This window comes from Paracoccus sp. DMF (genome assembly GCF_004407025.1).
GTDB lineage: Bacteria > Pseudomonadota > Alphaproteobacteria > Rhodobacterales > Rhodobacteraceae > Paracoccus > Paracoccus aminovorans_B.
This window is the reverse complement of the sequence record NZ_SOKV02000064.1, coordinates 1-14,002: the sequence shown is the minus strand read 5'-3', so window position 1 is coordinate 14,002 and position 14,002 is coordinate 1. Positions and strand designations below refer to the sequence as shown.

The 14,002-nt window shown below is 64.9% G+C and carries 15 protein-coding genes; 12 read left to right on the top strand and 3 right to left on the bottom strand.

What is annotated here, in order from left to right; genetic code table 11:
* Positions 1 to 76 precede the first annotated feature (76 nt).
* On the bottom strand, positions 77 to 349 hold the full coding sequence (locus E3D03_RS18930; protein ID WP_163464902.1) for a metal-sensitive transcriptional regulator: 273 nt from the start codon (positions 347 to 349) through the stop codon (positions 77 to 79).
* Positions 350 to 552: 203 nt separating this feature from the next.
* On the opposite strand from E3D03_RS18930, the gene E3D03_RS18925 reads away from it, so the two are divergent.
* The gene (locus E3D03_RS18925) at positions 553 to 1,413 is read left to right on the top strand and encodes a DUF6692 family protein (protein WP_163464901.1); all 861 of its coding nucleotides are present in this window, start codon (positions 553 to 555) and stop codon (positions 1,411 to 1,413) included.
* A 20-nt stretch (positions 1,414 to 1,433) separates the two neighbouring features.
* Here E3D03_RS18925 and E3D03_RS18920 read toward each other — a convergent pair whose 3' ends face one another.
* Together E3D03_RS18920 and E3D03_RS18915 are read right to left on the bottom strand one after the other, a co-directional pair.
* Entirely contained in the window at positions 1,434 to 2,711 is a 1,278-nt protein-coding gene (locus E3D03_RS18920) for a hypothetical protein (protein ID WP_263568235.1), read from the bottom strand.
* 224 nt (positions 2,712 to 2,935) lie between these two features.
* Positions 2,936 to 3,346: a c-type cytochrome gene (locus E3D03_RS18915; protein ID WP_411969835.1), complete on the bottom strand. Its 411-nt coding sequence runs from the start codon at positions 3,344 to 3,346 to the stop codon at positions 2,936 to 2,938.
* Positions 3,347 to 3,490: 144 nt separating this feature from the next.
* Here E3D03_RS18915 and E3D03_RS18910 point away from each other — a divergent pair, with 144 nt between their 5' ends.
* The 11 genes from E3D03_RS18910 to E3D03_RS18860 all read left to right on the top strand — a co-directional run bounded on the left by E3D03_RS18910 (position 3,491) and on the right by E3D03_RS18860 (position 13,999).
* Positions 3,491 to 3,874, top strand: coding sequence for a hypothetical protein (locus E3D03_RS18910; RefSeq protein WP_245884992.1), 384 nt, complete (start codon positions 3,491 to 3,493; stop codon positions 3,872 to 3,874).
* A gap of 71 nt (positions 3,875 to 3,945) precedes the next feature.
* Positions 3,946 to 5,475 carry a multicopper oxidase family protein gene (locus E3D03_RS18905; protein WP_263568234.1) on the top strand — a complete coding sequence of 510 codons (1,530 nt, stop codon included), beginning with the start codon at positions 3,946 to 3,948 and terminating at the stop codon, positions 5,473 to 5,475.
* Positions 5,476 to 5,504: 29 nt separating this feature from the next.
* Positions 5,505 to 7,889: a heavy metal translocating P-type ATPase gene (locus tag E3D03_RS18900; protein ID WP_263568233.1), complete on the top strand. Its 2,385-nt coding sequence runs from the start codon at positions 5,505 to 5,507 to the stop codon at positions 7,887 to 7,889.
* A gap of 96 nt (positions 7,890 to 7,985) precedes the next feature.
* The gene (locus tag E3D03_RS18895) at positions 7,986 to 8,471 is read left to right on the top strand and encodes a DUF411 domain-containing protein (RefSeq protein ID WP_183334281.1); all 486 of its coding nucleotides are present in this window, start codon (positions 7,986 to 7,988) and stop codon (positions 8,469 to 8,471) included.
* A gap of 164 nt (positions 8,472 to 8,635) precedes the next feature.
* The gene (locus tag E3D03_RS18890; RefSeq protein WP_183333630.1) at positions 8,636 to 9,046 is read left to right on the top strand and encodes a hypothetical protein; all 411 of its coding nucleotides are present in this window, start codon (positions 8,636 to 8,638) and stop codon (positions 9,044 to 9,046) included.
* Between the two features lie 132 nt (positions 9,047 to 9,178).
* Positions 9,179 to 10,738 (top strand): DUF305 domain-containing protein, encoded by a 1,560-nt coding sequence (locus tag E3D03_RS18885; RefSeq protein ID WP_263568232.1) that lies wholly within the window; start codon positions 9,179 to 9,181, stop codon positions 10,736 to 10,738.
* 113 nt (positions 10,739 to 10,851) lie between these two features.
* The gene (locus E3D03_RS18880; RefSeq protein ID WP_052174986.1) at positions 10,852 to 11,214 is read left to right on the top strand and encodes an ArsR/SmtB family transcription factor; all 363 of its coding nucleotides are present in this window, start codon (positions 10,852 to 10,854) and stop codon (positions 11,212 to 11,214) included.
* Positions 11,211 to 11,645, top strand: coding sequence for an arsenate reductase (glutaredoxin) (gene arsC / locus E3D03_RS18875; protein ID WP_036709840.1), 435 nt, complete (start codon positions 11,211 to 11,213; stop codon positions 11,643 to 11,645). The genes E3D03_RS18880 and arsC overlap by 4 nt, the downstream gene beginning before the upstream one ends.
* Positions 11,646 to 11,658: 13 nt before the next feature.
* Positions 11,659 to 12,753 (top strand): ACR3 family arsenite efflux transporter, encoded by a 1,095-nt coding sequence (gene arsB, locus E3D03_RS18870; RefSeq protein WP_036709842.1) that lies wholly within the window; start codon positions 11,659 to 11,661, stop codon positions 12,751 to 12,753.
* Between the two features lie 11 nt (positions 12,754 to 12,764).
* Positions 12,765 to 13,520: an arsenical resistance protein ArsH gene (gene arsH, locus E3D03_RS18865; RefSeq protein ID WP_263568231.1), complete on the top strand. Its 756-nt coding sequence runs from the start codon at positions 12,765 to 12,767 to the stop codon at positions 13,518 to 13,520.
* Positions 13,517 to 13,999, top strand: a complete 483-nt coding sequence (locus E3D03_RS18860; protein ID WP_263568230.1) for an NAD(P)/FAD-dependent oxidoreductase — start codon at positions 13,517 to 13,519, stop codon at positions 13,997 to 13,999. The genes arsH and E3D03_RS18860 overlap by 4 nt, the downstream gene beginning before the upstream one ends.
* Positions 14,000 to 14,002 lie beyond the last annotated feature (3 nt).

Here is a 14,002-nt window from a genome sequence, read left to right as displayed (position 1 = left end):
TCAGGGGGAGAGCGGCATCCACCCCATCTCCACTCTAAGTTACTGTAAATGTGTATTTTTTTTGCACCCTTCCCGGCTACCGGCAAACTTTCTCGAACACTTCCACAAGCTCCTTGAACTTGCGACGCTGCACGTCGGGATCTTGTGAGAGGATCGCATTGTCCACGCAGTCATCCGCGTGATCCTGCAGGATTAGAATTTCGACCTGCGAAAGTGCCGATCGGATCGCCAGGGATTGATTGAGAATGTCGATGCAGTAGCGATCTTCTTCGATCATGCGCGCAACCCCGCGTACCTGCCCTTCGAGGCGCGCCAGTCGTTGGATGGCTGCTTGCTTTCGATCCTTCATGGCGGGCTGGTCTCTTGCTACGATACGGGGGAACCGAGCTTTGTGCGGAAGGGTTCCTCGGAACCTCACGGGCCATCGCGTGTTGAATCATACCCCCTTGGGGTATTGGGCTGCGTCTCCGGACGCCCGCCGAGTTCTGCGTTGGCAGATGCGACTGCCCAGTTGCCCTCAAGCAGATTGCAGAACGAGCAGGAAGTCGCGACATGTCCTATATCCGTTTCGGCCTGATGATCCTCACTTCCACAGTGGTGATGTTCATCCTGATGTACCTCAACACCTACGCTTGGGAACACGTCTTCTTCTCGGAGACACGTACCTATATGGCGATCATGATGGGGGCGACGATGGCCGTCATCATGCTCGCCTACATGCTCGGGATGTACTCGAACAAGGGCCTGAACATCGCGATCTTCGTCGGCGCGATCATCGTCTTTGCCCTGTCGCTCTGGCTGGTGCGCAGCCAGGTCACGGTCTCGGGTCCGAGCTACATGCGGGCAATGATCCCGCACCACTCGATCGCGATCATGACCTCTGAGCGGGCGCAAATCCGCGATCCGCGCGTTCGCCACCTCGCCGACGAAATCATCGAGGCGCAGCGCCGCGAGATCGCGGAGATGCGCTACCTGATCGCCGAGGTGTCCGCCGGGAACGTGGTGGAGAGCATCTATCAGGACCCGCCGGCCGAGCCGGGCAGCGTCGAGGACGCGCTTTCGAACACCCTCATCAGCGGGCTCGACCTCGCGCCGATGCCGGAAGCCGAGGCCGACCGGGTGCTCGGGGCGCCTGCTCCCTGCACGTTCAACCGCAGCCCCGAATCCGATCCGATCCTCTGGGCGAGCGAAGGCGGCGGGGCTGCGGTGAAGCTGAACGGCGTCCTGATCTCTCTGGAGGCGGAGGGAGGTTCGCAGGAGGGTGCGACGACGTACTCGGCGCCCGGCACCACGATCACGGTGCAGCCGCTCGGCGACGAGGCCGATTGGCGCCAGAACGCGGAGCTCGTGTTCGAACTCGATGAGGGGCTGAGCGTGGGCTACCGCGGCTTCTACGGGTGCGAGGCGGGCTGACGTGTCCGCCAGTTCACGCTTCAGATCATGAACACCGGCGCAAAACCGCCCCCAGGTGTCCTGAAGTTCGTGGTCTGACCTTGATAGAGACGCGCAGCCACCAGAAGCACCTCTCCATCATACGTATACAATCGCACGTCCATTTTGCGCGTCTGGGGTGTCTCGTCGATCTTGATCATGCGCTCGCTGGGGCGGACCAGCGTCTGAGCAATGTATCCGCCTCCCGCGATTTCCGCCCAGACGCCTTTCGTCAGCTTGTCGCCACGATATACAGCCTTACCGCCATGACCCCCGGTCGGCTTGAAGAACAGGTCCTTGCGGGATTTCCAAAGTGCATCAGCGTTGTCTGGATTGACAAGGACGGTGCGTGGAACGGCTGCAAGTCCGGCCCGAATCTCGGGATCGACACCCCATGCCTCAAGCGTCGCGGAATTCGAAAGAAGCGAAAGGTTGCGCTTGTCGGCAAGGAGTGCGTGGTTGTGCGGATTCGGCGTCACGACAACCGCGCCATCCCGGTAGGCTTCCTGCAACGCCTTGTGCTCGGGCTGTTTGAAGGCGAAATCGGTGACCCGGTTGTAAACGAGATCGATTTGCTTTCCACCGACGCTGAGATGACCATCGTCGTAGCGAAGGTGACCGGCGTCGGCGATGACCGCGTCGATGCCTCGTGCCGCCATAACTTGCCGCGCGAGCACGAACTCGGGATAAAGGTACTGTTCCAGCGGGCCGTCATCGACGATGGCGATGCACTTTGGCGCGCCCGTTCCCCGCTGCCGAAGCCATTCCTCTTGGAACATGCCAATGACCGCATCCTCAAAGCTTTGTGACGTAGCGGGGATATCCATTTCGGCGCAGCACGCGCGCTGCGCCCTTGCAAGGAAGGCATTGAGAAACGCGCCGCCGGCGTTGGTATTGATTTCGATCAACCGGGGGCCGTCTTCGCCAAGATGAAAGTCGTAGCCCATCAAGGCCCCGAGTGGACCGTGATCCGCCCGCGCGATTTCCGGCGCCCAGGAGAGGACCGCGGCTTTGTATGCCGCGAGTTGGGCGGTGGTCTCCACAGCCACTGCGATCGCGCGCATCTCGTCCACGGTGGTGGCCGAAAGGAACACTGGCACATGTGAGAACAGGTGGGCCTTGGGGCGGATGAACGTCTCGAAGAACGCCGGCTCTCCGGCTTCCTGCTCCATCGCTTCGCGCAGAGACGGAACATCCAGTGTAACGCAGAAGCAGTTCTTGTTGAGCCGGTCCGTGCGGTCCTGAACTCGATCCGATGAACTGGATCCCGGATTGTTCATCGAGGGAAAACCCGAGGCTGCGCCAAGATCAGGCGCGCTTCAAACGCGAGGTAAGCCATGAATAATCCCACGAACACCGCTCCCAAAAGTTTCCCATCATGCCGATCCAAATATGCCGCTTCTGTCCGGCGGCCTCAACTGCCGCCGGGCGGGCCTCGGAAAGCTGAGCTGCCGGTCGCACGGGGCTGCAGCGAAGTTCCACATCCCGAAGGCGCCATCAGCGCTCAACGTGGTTGCGACACGCTCTCCTGGTAGCTCCGTTCACGCTCCGGCCAGGTGCTCTTGATGTAAGCAAGAACGGTCCGAATTTCCGCATCGCTCAGCACGTCTCCGAAGCCTGGCATGTCGCTCTCGTAGCCGCCGCCGACGATGGCGGCCGTGCCTTCCTTTACGATGCGGAATAGCACATCGTCGGGATGGTGCCAGGTGTGGCCGCTGGCATCATGCGGCGGCGCAGGCAACCGTCCGGACGGAAGCGGCGAGCGCCAGTCGGGCTGGCCCACCAGATCCGCGCCGTGGCAGGCGGCGCACTGATCGACATAGACCTGCCGACCTTGAGAAATGTCTTCCTCGGATGCCGCTGCGGTGGACGCAGTACGGGTGTACTGCAATCCAGCGAAGATCGCGAGGATCAACACTCCGGCAAACAGTCCGATCCAGAAAGTATTGGGGAGGCCCTTTGGCAAAACGCTGATGTCCGTTGATTAGTAGGGCGTCTTCACTTCACGCCGAGTTGACGTTCTGCCTGAGACGCCCCGCTTCGCACAATGGACATTCTCGTGAGCAGCGCCTATCTTTCGGCCATGCTTGCGCGTCTCATCAGCATCCTTGCCATACTCGCGATCGCCGTTGTCACCACGGTCAGCGCAGCGCATGCGGCGCGCATGGTTGGCATGCAGGTGGATCACGCGGTCCATGCGGGCGAGATGATGCACGCGTCGACCGACGGTCATCCGTCCTGCGACGGCGGCCAGCATTGTGGATCGGCGGACGCCGGAATGTGCGAGTTCGTCTGCGCGGGCCTGTCGGTCGTTCTGACGATGCCGGGTGCTGAAACCGGCCACGCGTTCGGGCCTGCCAGCCACGATCTTCCGTCCGAGCCCAGCCATGTCAGCAGTTCGCCCGGACTGAACGAGCGACCTCCCAAACTCAGTCTCCTCTGAGCGCGCCCGGGCAGACGCCTGCGGCGTCCCATCGGTGTGATGAACGGGACGGATGTCCCGAGGAGACGACCATGTATACCCTTTCGCGACGCGGCTTTCTCGCCGCAAGTGCTGGCGCCATTGCCGCTGCACAGATGCCCCGTCTTGCTTTCGCGCAGACGGACTCCCCTGTCACCCTGTCCGCCGCAACCCGTACTCTCGACATCAACGGGCGCGCGGCCACCGTGTTCGGCCTTGCCGGTCCCGGCGGCCAAGGCCTCGTGCTCGATCCCGGCCAGATGTTCCGGGTCGACCTGAAAAACGATCTCGACGTCGCGACGATCATCCACTGGCACGGCCAGATCCCGCCCAATGCGCAGGACGGCGTGCCAGACATGCCGATGCCCCTTCTCGCCCCGGGTGAGACCCGATCCTACGACTTCGAGGCACGGCCGGGCACCCACTGGATGCACAGCCACGTGCCGATCCAGGAGATGCAACTGCTTGCCGCACCGCTGATTGTGCGCACGCAGGAGGATTTGGCAGCAGACCGGCAGGAGGTCGTGATGTTCCTGCACGACTTCTCGTTCAAGTCTCCCGAAGAGGTTCTGGCGGAGATCAGCGGCGGGTACGGCGCAGGTCATGCCGCCGCCGCTGAAGCGAGCCCCAGGCAGGGCGTGCCCATGGAGGGCTTGGGCGGGATGCCGGGCATGGGTCATGGCGGTATGGGGCACGGTGCCATGGGCGGCATGGCGATGGGCAATATGCCAGGAATGGGCGGGATGATGGACATGGGCGGTATGGCCATGGACCTGAACGACTATAATTGGGATGCCTATCTCGCCAACGACCGGACACTGTCGGACCCGGAGGTAGTGCGGGTCGAGCGCGGCGGGCGTATCCGGCTCCGGGTCATCAACGCCGCAGCGGCGACGGTGTTCTGGATCGACACCGGGGCGGCCGAGGCGCGGCTGGTCGCGGTGGACGGGCACGCCGTCCAGCCTATCGCGGGCTCGCGGTTTGGGCTGGCGATGGGCCAGCGGCTGGACATCGAGATCGACCTGCCGAACGAGGGCGGCGCCTGGCCGATCATTGCGCTACGCGAAGGGGCGCGGGAGCGCACCGGGCTCATCCTCGCCACGCAGGGCGCCGAGGTCCAGCGCCTCGATGCCGTGGCGGAGTCTGAAGCGCCCGCTTTCGACACCGATCTGGCGCAGGAGGCGCGCCTGGTCGCGCTGAATGCCCTGCCGGACCGGCCGGTGGATCGCAGCCAGATGCTTATGCTGGGCGGTTCGATGCAGCCCTATCTCTGGACGATCAACGGGGCTGTCTGGGGCCAGCACCAGCCGATCACCGCTCGCAGCGGCGAGCGCGTCGTACTGTCGTTCCACAACATGTCGATGATGGCCCACCCGATGCATCTGCACGGCCATGTGTTCCAGGTCGTCGGGTTGAACGGGCGACGCGTTGCCGGTGCGCTGCGCGACACGGTTCATGTGCCGCCGATGTCCAGGGTCGACGTCGCGCTCGATGCAGGCGAAGCCGCCCGCTGGATGCTGCACTGTCACCACATGCCGCACCTCGCCTCGGGCATGATGACCGAGTTCGCAGTCAACGCATGATCGGGCAAACCGCCAAGGAGGCGTGAGAAATGGCCAGCAAGACAGATCACCATCACCACAACCACGGCCATGTGCACGATCACGCGCATGACCACGCCGCCGTCGCGCGGGACGACACGCACAAGGTCAAGGACCCTGTCTGCGGCATGATGGTCGACCCGCACACGACCGAGCACAAGGCCGAGCATGCCGGCCGGCCGTATTACTTCTGCTCCGCCGGCTGCCGGGCCAAGTTCCTGGCAGAGCCGGAACGTTACCTCGATCCGGCGACCGCGGCGGCCACGGCAGAGCCGGTGCCCGAGGGGACGATCTATACCTGCCCGATGCACCCGGAGATCCGGCAGGTCGGCCCCGGCTCCTGCCCGATCTGCGGCATGGCGCTGGAGCCGGTGCTGGTCAGTCTCGAGGCCGGACCCAACGAGGAACTGATCGACATGACACGTCGGTTCTGGATCGGACTGGCGCTGACGATACCAGTGGTCGTCCTCGAAATGGGCGGCCATTTTCTTGGCTTGAGCCATTATGTCGGCCAGCTGACCTCGAACTGGCTGCAACTGATCCTCGCAACGCCGGTCGTTCTCTGGGCCGGCTGGCCATTCTTTCAGCGCGGCTGGCAGTCGCTGGTCAACCGCAGCCTCAACATGTTCACCCTGATCGCCATGGGCACCGGGACCGCCTGGATCTACAGCGTCGTCGCCACAGTTGCGCCCGGTATCTTTCCCGATGCGTTTCGCCAGCATGACGGTTCCGTCGCGGTCTATTTCGAGGCGGCGGCGGTCATCACCGTGCTGGTGCTGCTCGGGCAGGTGTTGGAACTGCGGGCGCGAGAGAGCACCAGCGGCGCCATCCGCGCGCTGCTCGACCTCGCCCCCAAGACCGCCCGGATCATTCGCGACGATGGCATGGAGGAGGAGGTTCCGCTCGACAGCGTGCATGTCGGCGACCGCCTGCGGGTGCGTCCCGGCGAGAAGGTGCCGGTCGATGGCGAAGTGCTGGAAGGCCGCAGCGCCGTCGATGAATCGATGGTGACGGGTGAATCGATGCCTGTGACCAAGGAGGCCGGTGCATCGGCCATCGGCGGCACCATGAACCAGTCCGGCGCGCTGGTGATCGAGGCGCGGAAAGTTGGCCGCGACACCATGTTGTCGCAGATCGTCCAGCTTGTCGCCGAGGCGCAGCGCAGCCGCGCGCCGATCCAGCGCCTCGCCGACCAAGTGTCGGGCTGGTTCGTGCCGGCGGTGATCGTGGTCGCGGTGCTTGCCTTCATCGCCTGGTCGATCTGGGGTCCGGAGCCGCGCTTCTCTTTCGGTCTCATCGCGGCGGTTTCGGTTCTCATCATCGCCTGTCCCTGCGCGCTGGGGCTGGCGACGCCGATGTCGATCATGGTCGGCGTCGGGCGCGGGGCGCAGGCCGGCGTGCTGATCAAGAACGCCGAGGCGCTGGAGCACATGGAGAAAGTCGACACCATCATCGTCGACAAGACCGGCACGCTGACCGAGGGCCGGCCCGCCGTCACCGCCATTGTTCCGGCCGCGGGTTTCACCGAGGACGAGGCGCTGCGGCTTGCCGCCAGCGTCGAGCGGGCGAGCGAGCATCCGCTGGCACTCGCCATCGTGCGCGCCGCCGAGGAACGCGGGATCGCGATGGCGCCGGTCGCGGATTTCGACTCGCCGACCGGAAAGGGCGCGCTGGGGGTGGTCGAAGGCATGCGCATTCCCCTTGGCAATGCCAAGTTCCTCGCCGAGCAGGGCGTCGATGTCGCGGTGCTGGCCGATGAGGCCGACCGGCTGCGCGAGGACGGCGCAACCGCGATCTTCATGGGGGTGGATGGCCGCGTCGCTGCCATCTTCGCTATCGCCGATCCGGTCAAGCCCTCGACGCCCGAGGCGCTGGCCGCCCTCAAGGAGCAAGGCATCCGCGTGGTCATGCTGACCGGCGACAACTGGACGACGGCCAAGGCGGTCGCGCGCCAGCTCGGCATCGACGAGGTCGAGGCCGAGGTTCTGCCCGATCAGAAGAGCGCGGTCGTGCAGCGGCACAAGGCTGCGGGCGAGGTGGTGGCGATGGCCGGCGACGGGGTGAACGACGCGCCGGCGCTGGCCGCTGCGGACGTTGGCATCGCGATGGGCACCGGCACCGACGTGGCGATGGAAAGCGCGGGCGTCACACTGCTCAAGGGCGATCTCACCGGCATCGTCCGCGCCCGCCGGCTGTCGGAAGCGGTCATGGGCAACATCCGCCAGAACCTGTTCTTCGCCTTCATCTACAACGCGCTCGGCGTGCCTGTCGCGGCCGGGGTGCTCTACCCGTTCTTCGGCATCCTGCTGTCGCCGATCATCGCCGCCGCCGCCATGGCGCTGTCCTCGGTCAGTGTCATCGCCAATGCCGCGCGTTTGCGGAAGGTGAAGCTGTGATGGCGGTGCCGGGCCTTCGATTCGCTGCTCACCTCATTGTGCGCCGCACATGGACCGTGACGGGGAGACAATGAATCCATGAAGCGAGGTTTGACGATGAGAAACGATCACCGCATCAGCCGGCGCGCCATTCTGGCCGCTGCCGGCGCACTTCCCCTGCTGCTGTCTACAATCGGCCGGGGGCATGCTGAAGCGCTGCCTCTGGTGAGCGTCACAAAGGATCCGTCCTGCGGCTGCTGCGATAGCTGGGTCGCGCATATCGAGGCCGCAGGCTTCCCGGTGCGGGTGGTGGAAACCACCGACATGGACAGCCTCAAGCAGCGGCTCGGCGTGCCGGTCGAACTGGCATCGTGCCACACCGCCGAGGTGGGCGGCTATGTGGTCGAGGGCCATGTGCCTGCCGCGGCGATCCGTCGCCTTCTGGCCGAGCGGCCTGACGCGACAGGGCTGGCCGTTCCTGGAATGCCCGCCGGCTCGCCCGGCATGGATTTTCCGGGCGTCGATCCCGAGCCCTATGAAGCGTTCCTGTTCGGCCCGACCACCCGGAGCTTCGGGCGATTCCTCGGTCCGCGGGAAATCTGACACGGGGCTGACGACATGACCGCCCGGCTTGCGAATGATCCGAAACAGCACTTCGCCGAGGCGGCTTGCCTCCGTCAGCGGGGCTGTCTCGCGGCGTCGGGTGGCGCGCGACGTGAACGTGACATCGCACGGACCCGGCGTGCCGCCGGGAAGGAAGGTGGCGCATGACCGGGCGGGCGCGAGCTGCCTTCGGGGCGAAATGCTGTCGATTGCGCCAGTTTGCGGTCTACATCCTGCTGTTTGCCATCGGCGCCCTGGTTCTGCAGGTCCCGGTACATGCCGGCCCCGGCGGACACGCCATCCACCAGCAACAGGCCGCCGGCACGGCAAGCCACTGCGCCAATCATCACATGGCGGACGACCATGGCGCCGATCAATCGGCAGGCTGCGCGAATGCGGACGGCAGCCCAAATCTTGCGGATTGCTGCCAGACCTGTCTGGCCGCCGCGGTTCTCGTCGCGCCGCCGACGGTCGGCCCGCCCGTGAGCGGTGAGGTTTTCACGGTTGTGCGCCCCGATCCGCACGACCGATCACCGGAAGGCATCCTGAAGCCGCCACGTCTCATCGCTGCGTGATGCGCAGGGATCGCCGCGAGAACGAGAGATGTCTCCGGCCGCTCCGGCGCAAACCCGAAAGACCAGCGAACAGAACGGAGAACCGCGACCCGGAACCCGGGCCAGCGCTCCGGAACCAGAGGATGAAATCCAATGAACCGAACAGCAATCGCAATCGCCCTTACTGTCAGCTTGCTGACGGGCCCGCCAGGCGCTGCCCTCGCGCAGGCCGGGCATGACGCCCACCACCCGGGGACCCCGCCCGCGCAAGTGCAGCAGGCTCCCGCGCCGACGCCTCCCTCGGGCCAGATGACCGGCATGCAAGGGATGATGCCCGAGCAGTGCCGGGCCATGATGCAGGCCATGACCCCGGAATGCATGGGCGCGATGCGCCAGATGATGCAGGGTGGGATAATGCAGGGGATGATGGGCGCGCCAAACGCCGGGGCGGCCCCGGCTAACGAAAGCCTTCCGGATTTCACCCGGGCCTACGTCGAGTCGATGAATGAAATGCACGGACCGATGATGGACGGCGTCATGGCCGACGATCCGGATGTCGCCTTCGTCCGGGGCATGATCCCGCATCATCAGGGTGCGATCGACATGGCGAGGATCGTCCAGCAATACGGGAACGACCCGCAGACCAGGGCATGGGCGGACCAGATCATCGCGGCGCAGGAAGGCGAGATCGCCGAAATGCAGGCATGGCTGGAGGAGAAGGCCGGCGACGCGCCGGCGCCCTTTGCTCAGACCGGCGGGGCCGTCTACTCCGCCAATGAGGGCGGCAATTCCATCAGCGCCATCGATCTCGGCACGGGGGCGGTCGACACGGTTTTGATCCCGGTTGCGCCCCACAACGTCGATCTGACGCCCGATGGCAAGCTGCTGCTGACGGTCGGAGATCCTGCCACCGAGGGGGATCACGGGTCGGACGGGCACGGGCACGGCGCGGAAGGCGCGGCCGAGGGTCTGCTGGTCATTCTCGATCCGCAGAACCTCTCGGCGCCCAAGGCGACCGTCGCGGTAGGCTCGCACCCGGCCCATGTGGTCGCCGACCGGCAGGGGCGCGCTTTTGTCTCGCTGGCCGGCGGCGACGAGATCGCCGTGGTCGATCTCGCAAAGGCCGAGGTCATCGGGCGCATCGCGACGGGGGACTATCCGCACGGCCTGCGGCTCAGCCCGGACGAGACCCAGCTCTACGTGGCCAATGTCGAGGATGGGTCCGTGTCCGTCATCGACACGCAGGCGCTGTCCCAGGTGGCGCGCATTCCGGTCGGAACCGCACCGGTCCAGGTCGGGTTCACGCCCTCCGGCGATCAGGTCTATGTCTCGCTTCGCGACGAAAACCGCGTGGCGGTCATCGACACCTCAACCCGCGAGGTGACGAACAGGATCGAGGTGGGGCCGAACCCGATCCAGATGTTCGCGACCCCGGACGGAGCCTTCGTCTATGTGGCCAACCAGGGCACCGACGCGGAGCCTAACAACACCGTGTCCGTGATCGACACCGCGACCGGCCAGGTCGTGAAGACCCTCACCACCGGCGGCGGCGCCCATGGCGTCTCGGCATCGATTGACGGGGCATTCGTGTTCGTGACCAACATTGCCGACGATACCGTGTCGATCATCGACGTGGGGAGCCAGGAAGTGGTCAAGACCGTACCGGTCGGCGATCGCCCGAACGGCATCGTCTACGGCGGATCGAGCCGGTAGGAAGTGAATGGCGCCGGAGGCAGTTCCGGCGCCGTTTCCATGGCCACTGCTAAAGCTGATCGGCAGGGCAATCCTGGCATTGACACCAGCTACATCTCCATTATTCTGGAGATATGGAAAAGACGGATGCCATCTCTGCCTTGTCCGCGCTCGCGCAGGACACCCGGCTCGATATCTTTCGGCTGCTGGTGCAGGCCGGGAGCGAAGGACGTCCGGTCGGGCATCTCGGCGAGAAGCTCGGCCTGCCCTCGGCCACGCTCTCGTTTCACCTGACCCAGCTAAAGCATGCCAGCCTGGTGACATTCCGCCGTGAGGGGCGGTCTTTGATCTACACTGCCAACTTCGCAGCGATGAACGGGCTGATGGCCTATCTCACGGAGAACTGCTGCGGCGGCGATGCCAGCGATTGCGCCGTCAGCGCCGCTGCCTGCGATCCGTTCAGCAACACCAGGATCAAAGAGGGCACTGACGTATGAGCGCGAACTACACCGACGTCATCATTTATCACAATCCCGAGTGTGGTACTTCGCGCAGCACGCTGGCCATGATCCGCAACTCCGGGATCGAGCCGCACGTCATCGAGTACCTCAAGACTCCGCCCTCGCGCACGCTGCTGCAACAGCTCGTCGAAAGGATGGGCGTCTCGGTCCGGGACATCCTGCGCGAGAAGGGTACGCCCTACGGCGAGCTGGGTCTCGGCGACTCCGGCCTGACGGACGAGCAACTGCTCGATGCGATCGAGGCTCACCCGATCCTGATCAACCGGCCCATCGTGATCACCCCGAAGGGCGTCAAGCTGTGCCGCCCCTCCGAGACCGTCCTCGACCTCCTGCCGCCCCAGAAGGGCGCCTTCACCAAGGAGGATGGCGAGCAGATCACCGACACCGCGGGCAACAGACTCGCCTGACAGGAAACTTCCAATGTCCAACGCTACAGGGCCGGCAATCCGGCTGTCTTTCCTTGACCGCTATCTGACCGTCTGGATCTTCGCGGCGATGGCACTCGGCGTGTTCCTCGGGACCGCCTTCACGGACCTTCCCGTCGCGCTCGATGCGATGTCGGTCGGTACCACGAACATCCCGATCGCCATCGGCCTGATCCTGATGATGCACCCGCCGCTCGCCAAGGTGCGGTACGAGGAGCTGCATCGCGTCTTCGCCGACAAGCGCGTGCTTGCCCTTTCCCTGGTCCAGAACTGGATGTTCGGGCCGACACTGATGTTCGCGCTTGCCGTGATCTTTCTGCGCGACTACCCCGAATACATGACCGGCGTGATCCTGATCGGACTCGCCCGCTGCATCGCCATGGTGCTGGTCTGGAACCAGCTCGCCAAAGGCGACAACGAGTATGTCGCGGGCCTCGTCGCCTTCAACTCGATCTTCCAGATCCTGTTCTTCTCGACCTACGCTTGGTTCTTCCTGTCCGTCCTGCCGCCGCTCTTCGGGCTGGAGGGCAGTGTTGTCGATGTCGGATTCTGGACCATCACCGAGGCGGTCCTGATCTATCTCGGCATTCCTTTCGCGGCCGGATACCTCACCCGGCGCATCCTGATCGCGCGGAAGGGGGCGGACTGGTATCAGGATGTCTTCCTGCCGACGATCAGCCCGATCACCCTCGTCGCGCTGCTCTTCACCATCGTGGCGATGTTCAGCCTGAAGGGCGGTGACGTCGTACAGCTGCCGTTCGACGCGCTTCTGATCGCGGTGCCGCTGGTGATCTACTTCGTCGTGCAGTTCGTGATCAGCTTCTTCATGGGCAGGCTGATCGCGGGCGACTATCCGCGCACGACGGCGATCGCCTTCACTGCCGCCGGCAACAACTTCGAACTGGCCATCGCCGTCGCGATCGCCGCCTTCGGGCTCGCTTCCCCGGTCGCCTTCGCCGCGGTGATCGGGCCGCTGGTGGAGGTGCCGGTGCTGATCCTGTTGGTGCATGTCGCGCTCTGGCTCGGCCGGCGCTGGTTCCGCGATTCCGCGCCTGCCGCCGTTCCCGCGGCGTCGGTAGGTCGGCAATAGGAGGGTCCATCATGCGTTTGCGCACACTGCCCGACCCCGACCATGTTCCGGCTCTCGACAGGCGCTTCGTGCAGGAGCGCCCCGCGATCGAACTTGGACCTGAGGACCACATGCCGCGGATCCTGCTGCTCTACGGATCGCTGCGGCCACGCTCCTACTCCCGGCTGGCGACCGAAGAGGCGGCGCGGCTGTTGCACCTTTTCGGCGCCGAGATCCGCATCTTCGACCCTTCGGACATGCCGTTTCCCGACCAGATTGCAGGCGATGACCACCCCGCGATCCACGAGCTGCGCGAGCACGCGATGTGGTCCGAAGGCATGGTCTGGTGCAGCCCCGAGCGGCACGGTCAGATCACCGGCCTGATGAAGGCGCAGATCGACAACCTGCCGCTCAACATGGGCGGGATGCGCCCGACGCAGGGGCGCACGCTTGCAGTGATGCAGGTGTCGGGCGGCTCGCAGAGCTTCAACGCGGTCAACACGCTCCGCCTTCTGGGCCGTTGGATGCGGATGATCACGATTCCAAACCAGTCGAGCGTCGCCAAGGCGTATCAGGAGTTCGACGAGGCCGGCCGGATGAAGCCCTCGAGCTACTACGACCGCATCGTCGACGTGATGGAGGAGCTGGTCCGCTTCACCATCCTCACCCGCCCTCATGCGGCGCGTCTCGTCGACCGCTACTCGGAAAGGAAGGTCGCAGGAAAAGCCGTGGACGCGGCGGCGGACCTCTCGTCGATTGCCATCGCGCCGCAGAAGCGCTCGGCATGAGCGACCCTGATCATGATGTCGTGGTGATCGGGGGCGGACAGGCCGGGCTCGCGGTCGCCTACTACCTTCGCCGCGCCGGTCTCGATTTCGTCGTGCTGGACGCGGAGGAGCGGCCCGGCGGCGCCTGGCGTCATACATGGGACTCGCTGCGCCTGTTTTCGCCCGCGGGTTACAGCTCGCTTCCCGGCTGGCCGATGCCACCGAGCCGGACGAAAGGCTTTCCGACACGCGACGAGGTGGTCGACTATCTGTCCCGCTACGAGCTTCGCTATGGGTTTGCGATTGAACGCCCATGCGAAATAGAAGCCGTGGAGCGCGACGGCGAGCGGCTTCGTCTCCGGTTGAAGGATCAGCGCAGCCTGACGGCACGCGCGGTCGTCAGCGCCACCGGGACGTGGGGCGCGCCTTATGTTCCGGACTATGCTGACCGGGAGCTCTTCCGAGGCATTCTGAACCGCGCCGGGTTTGCCGGAGGCTGATTT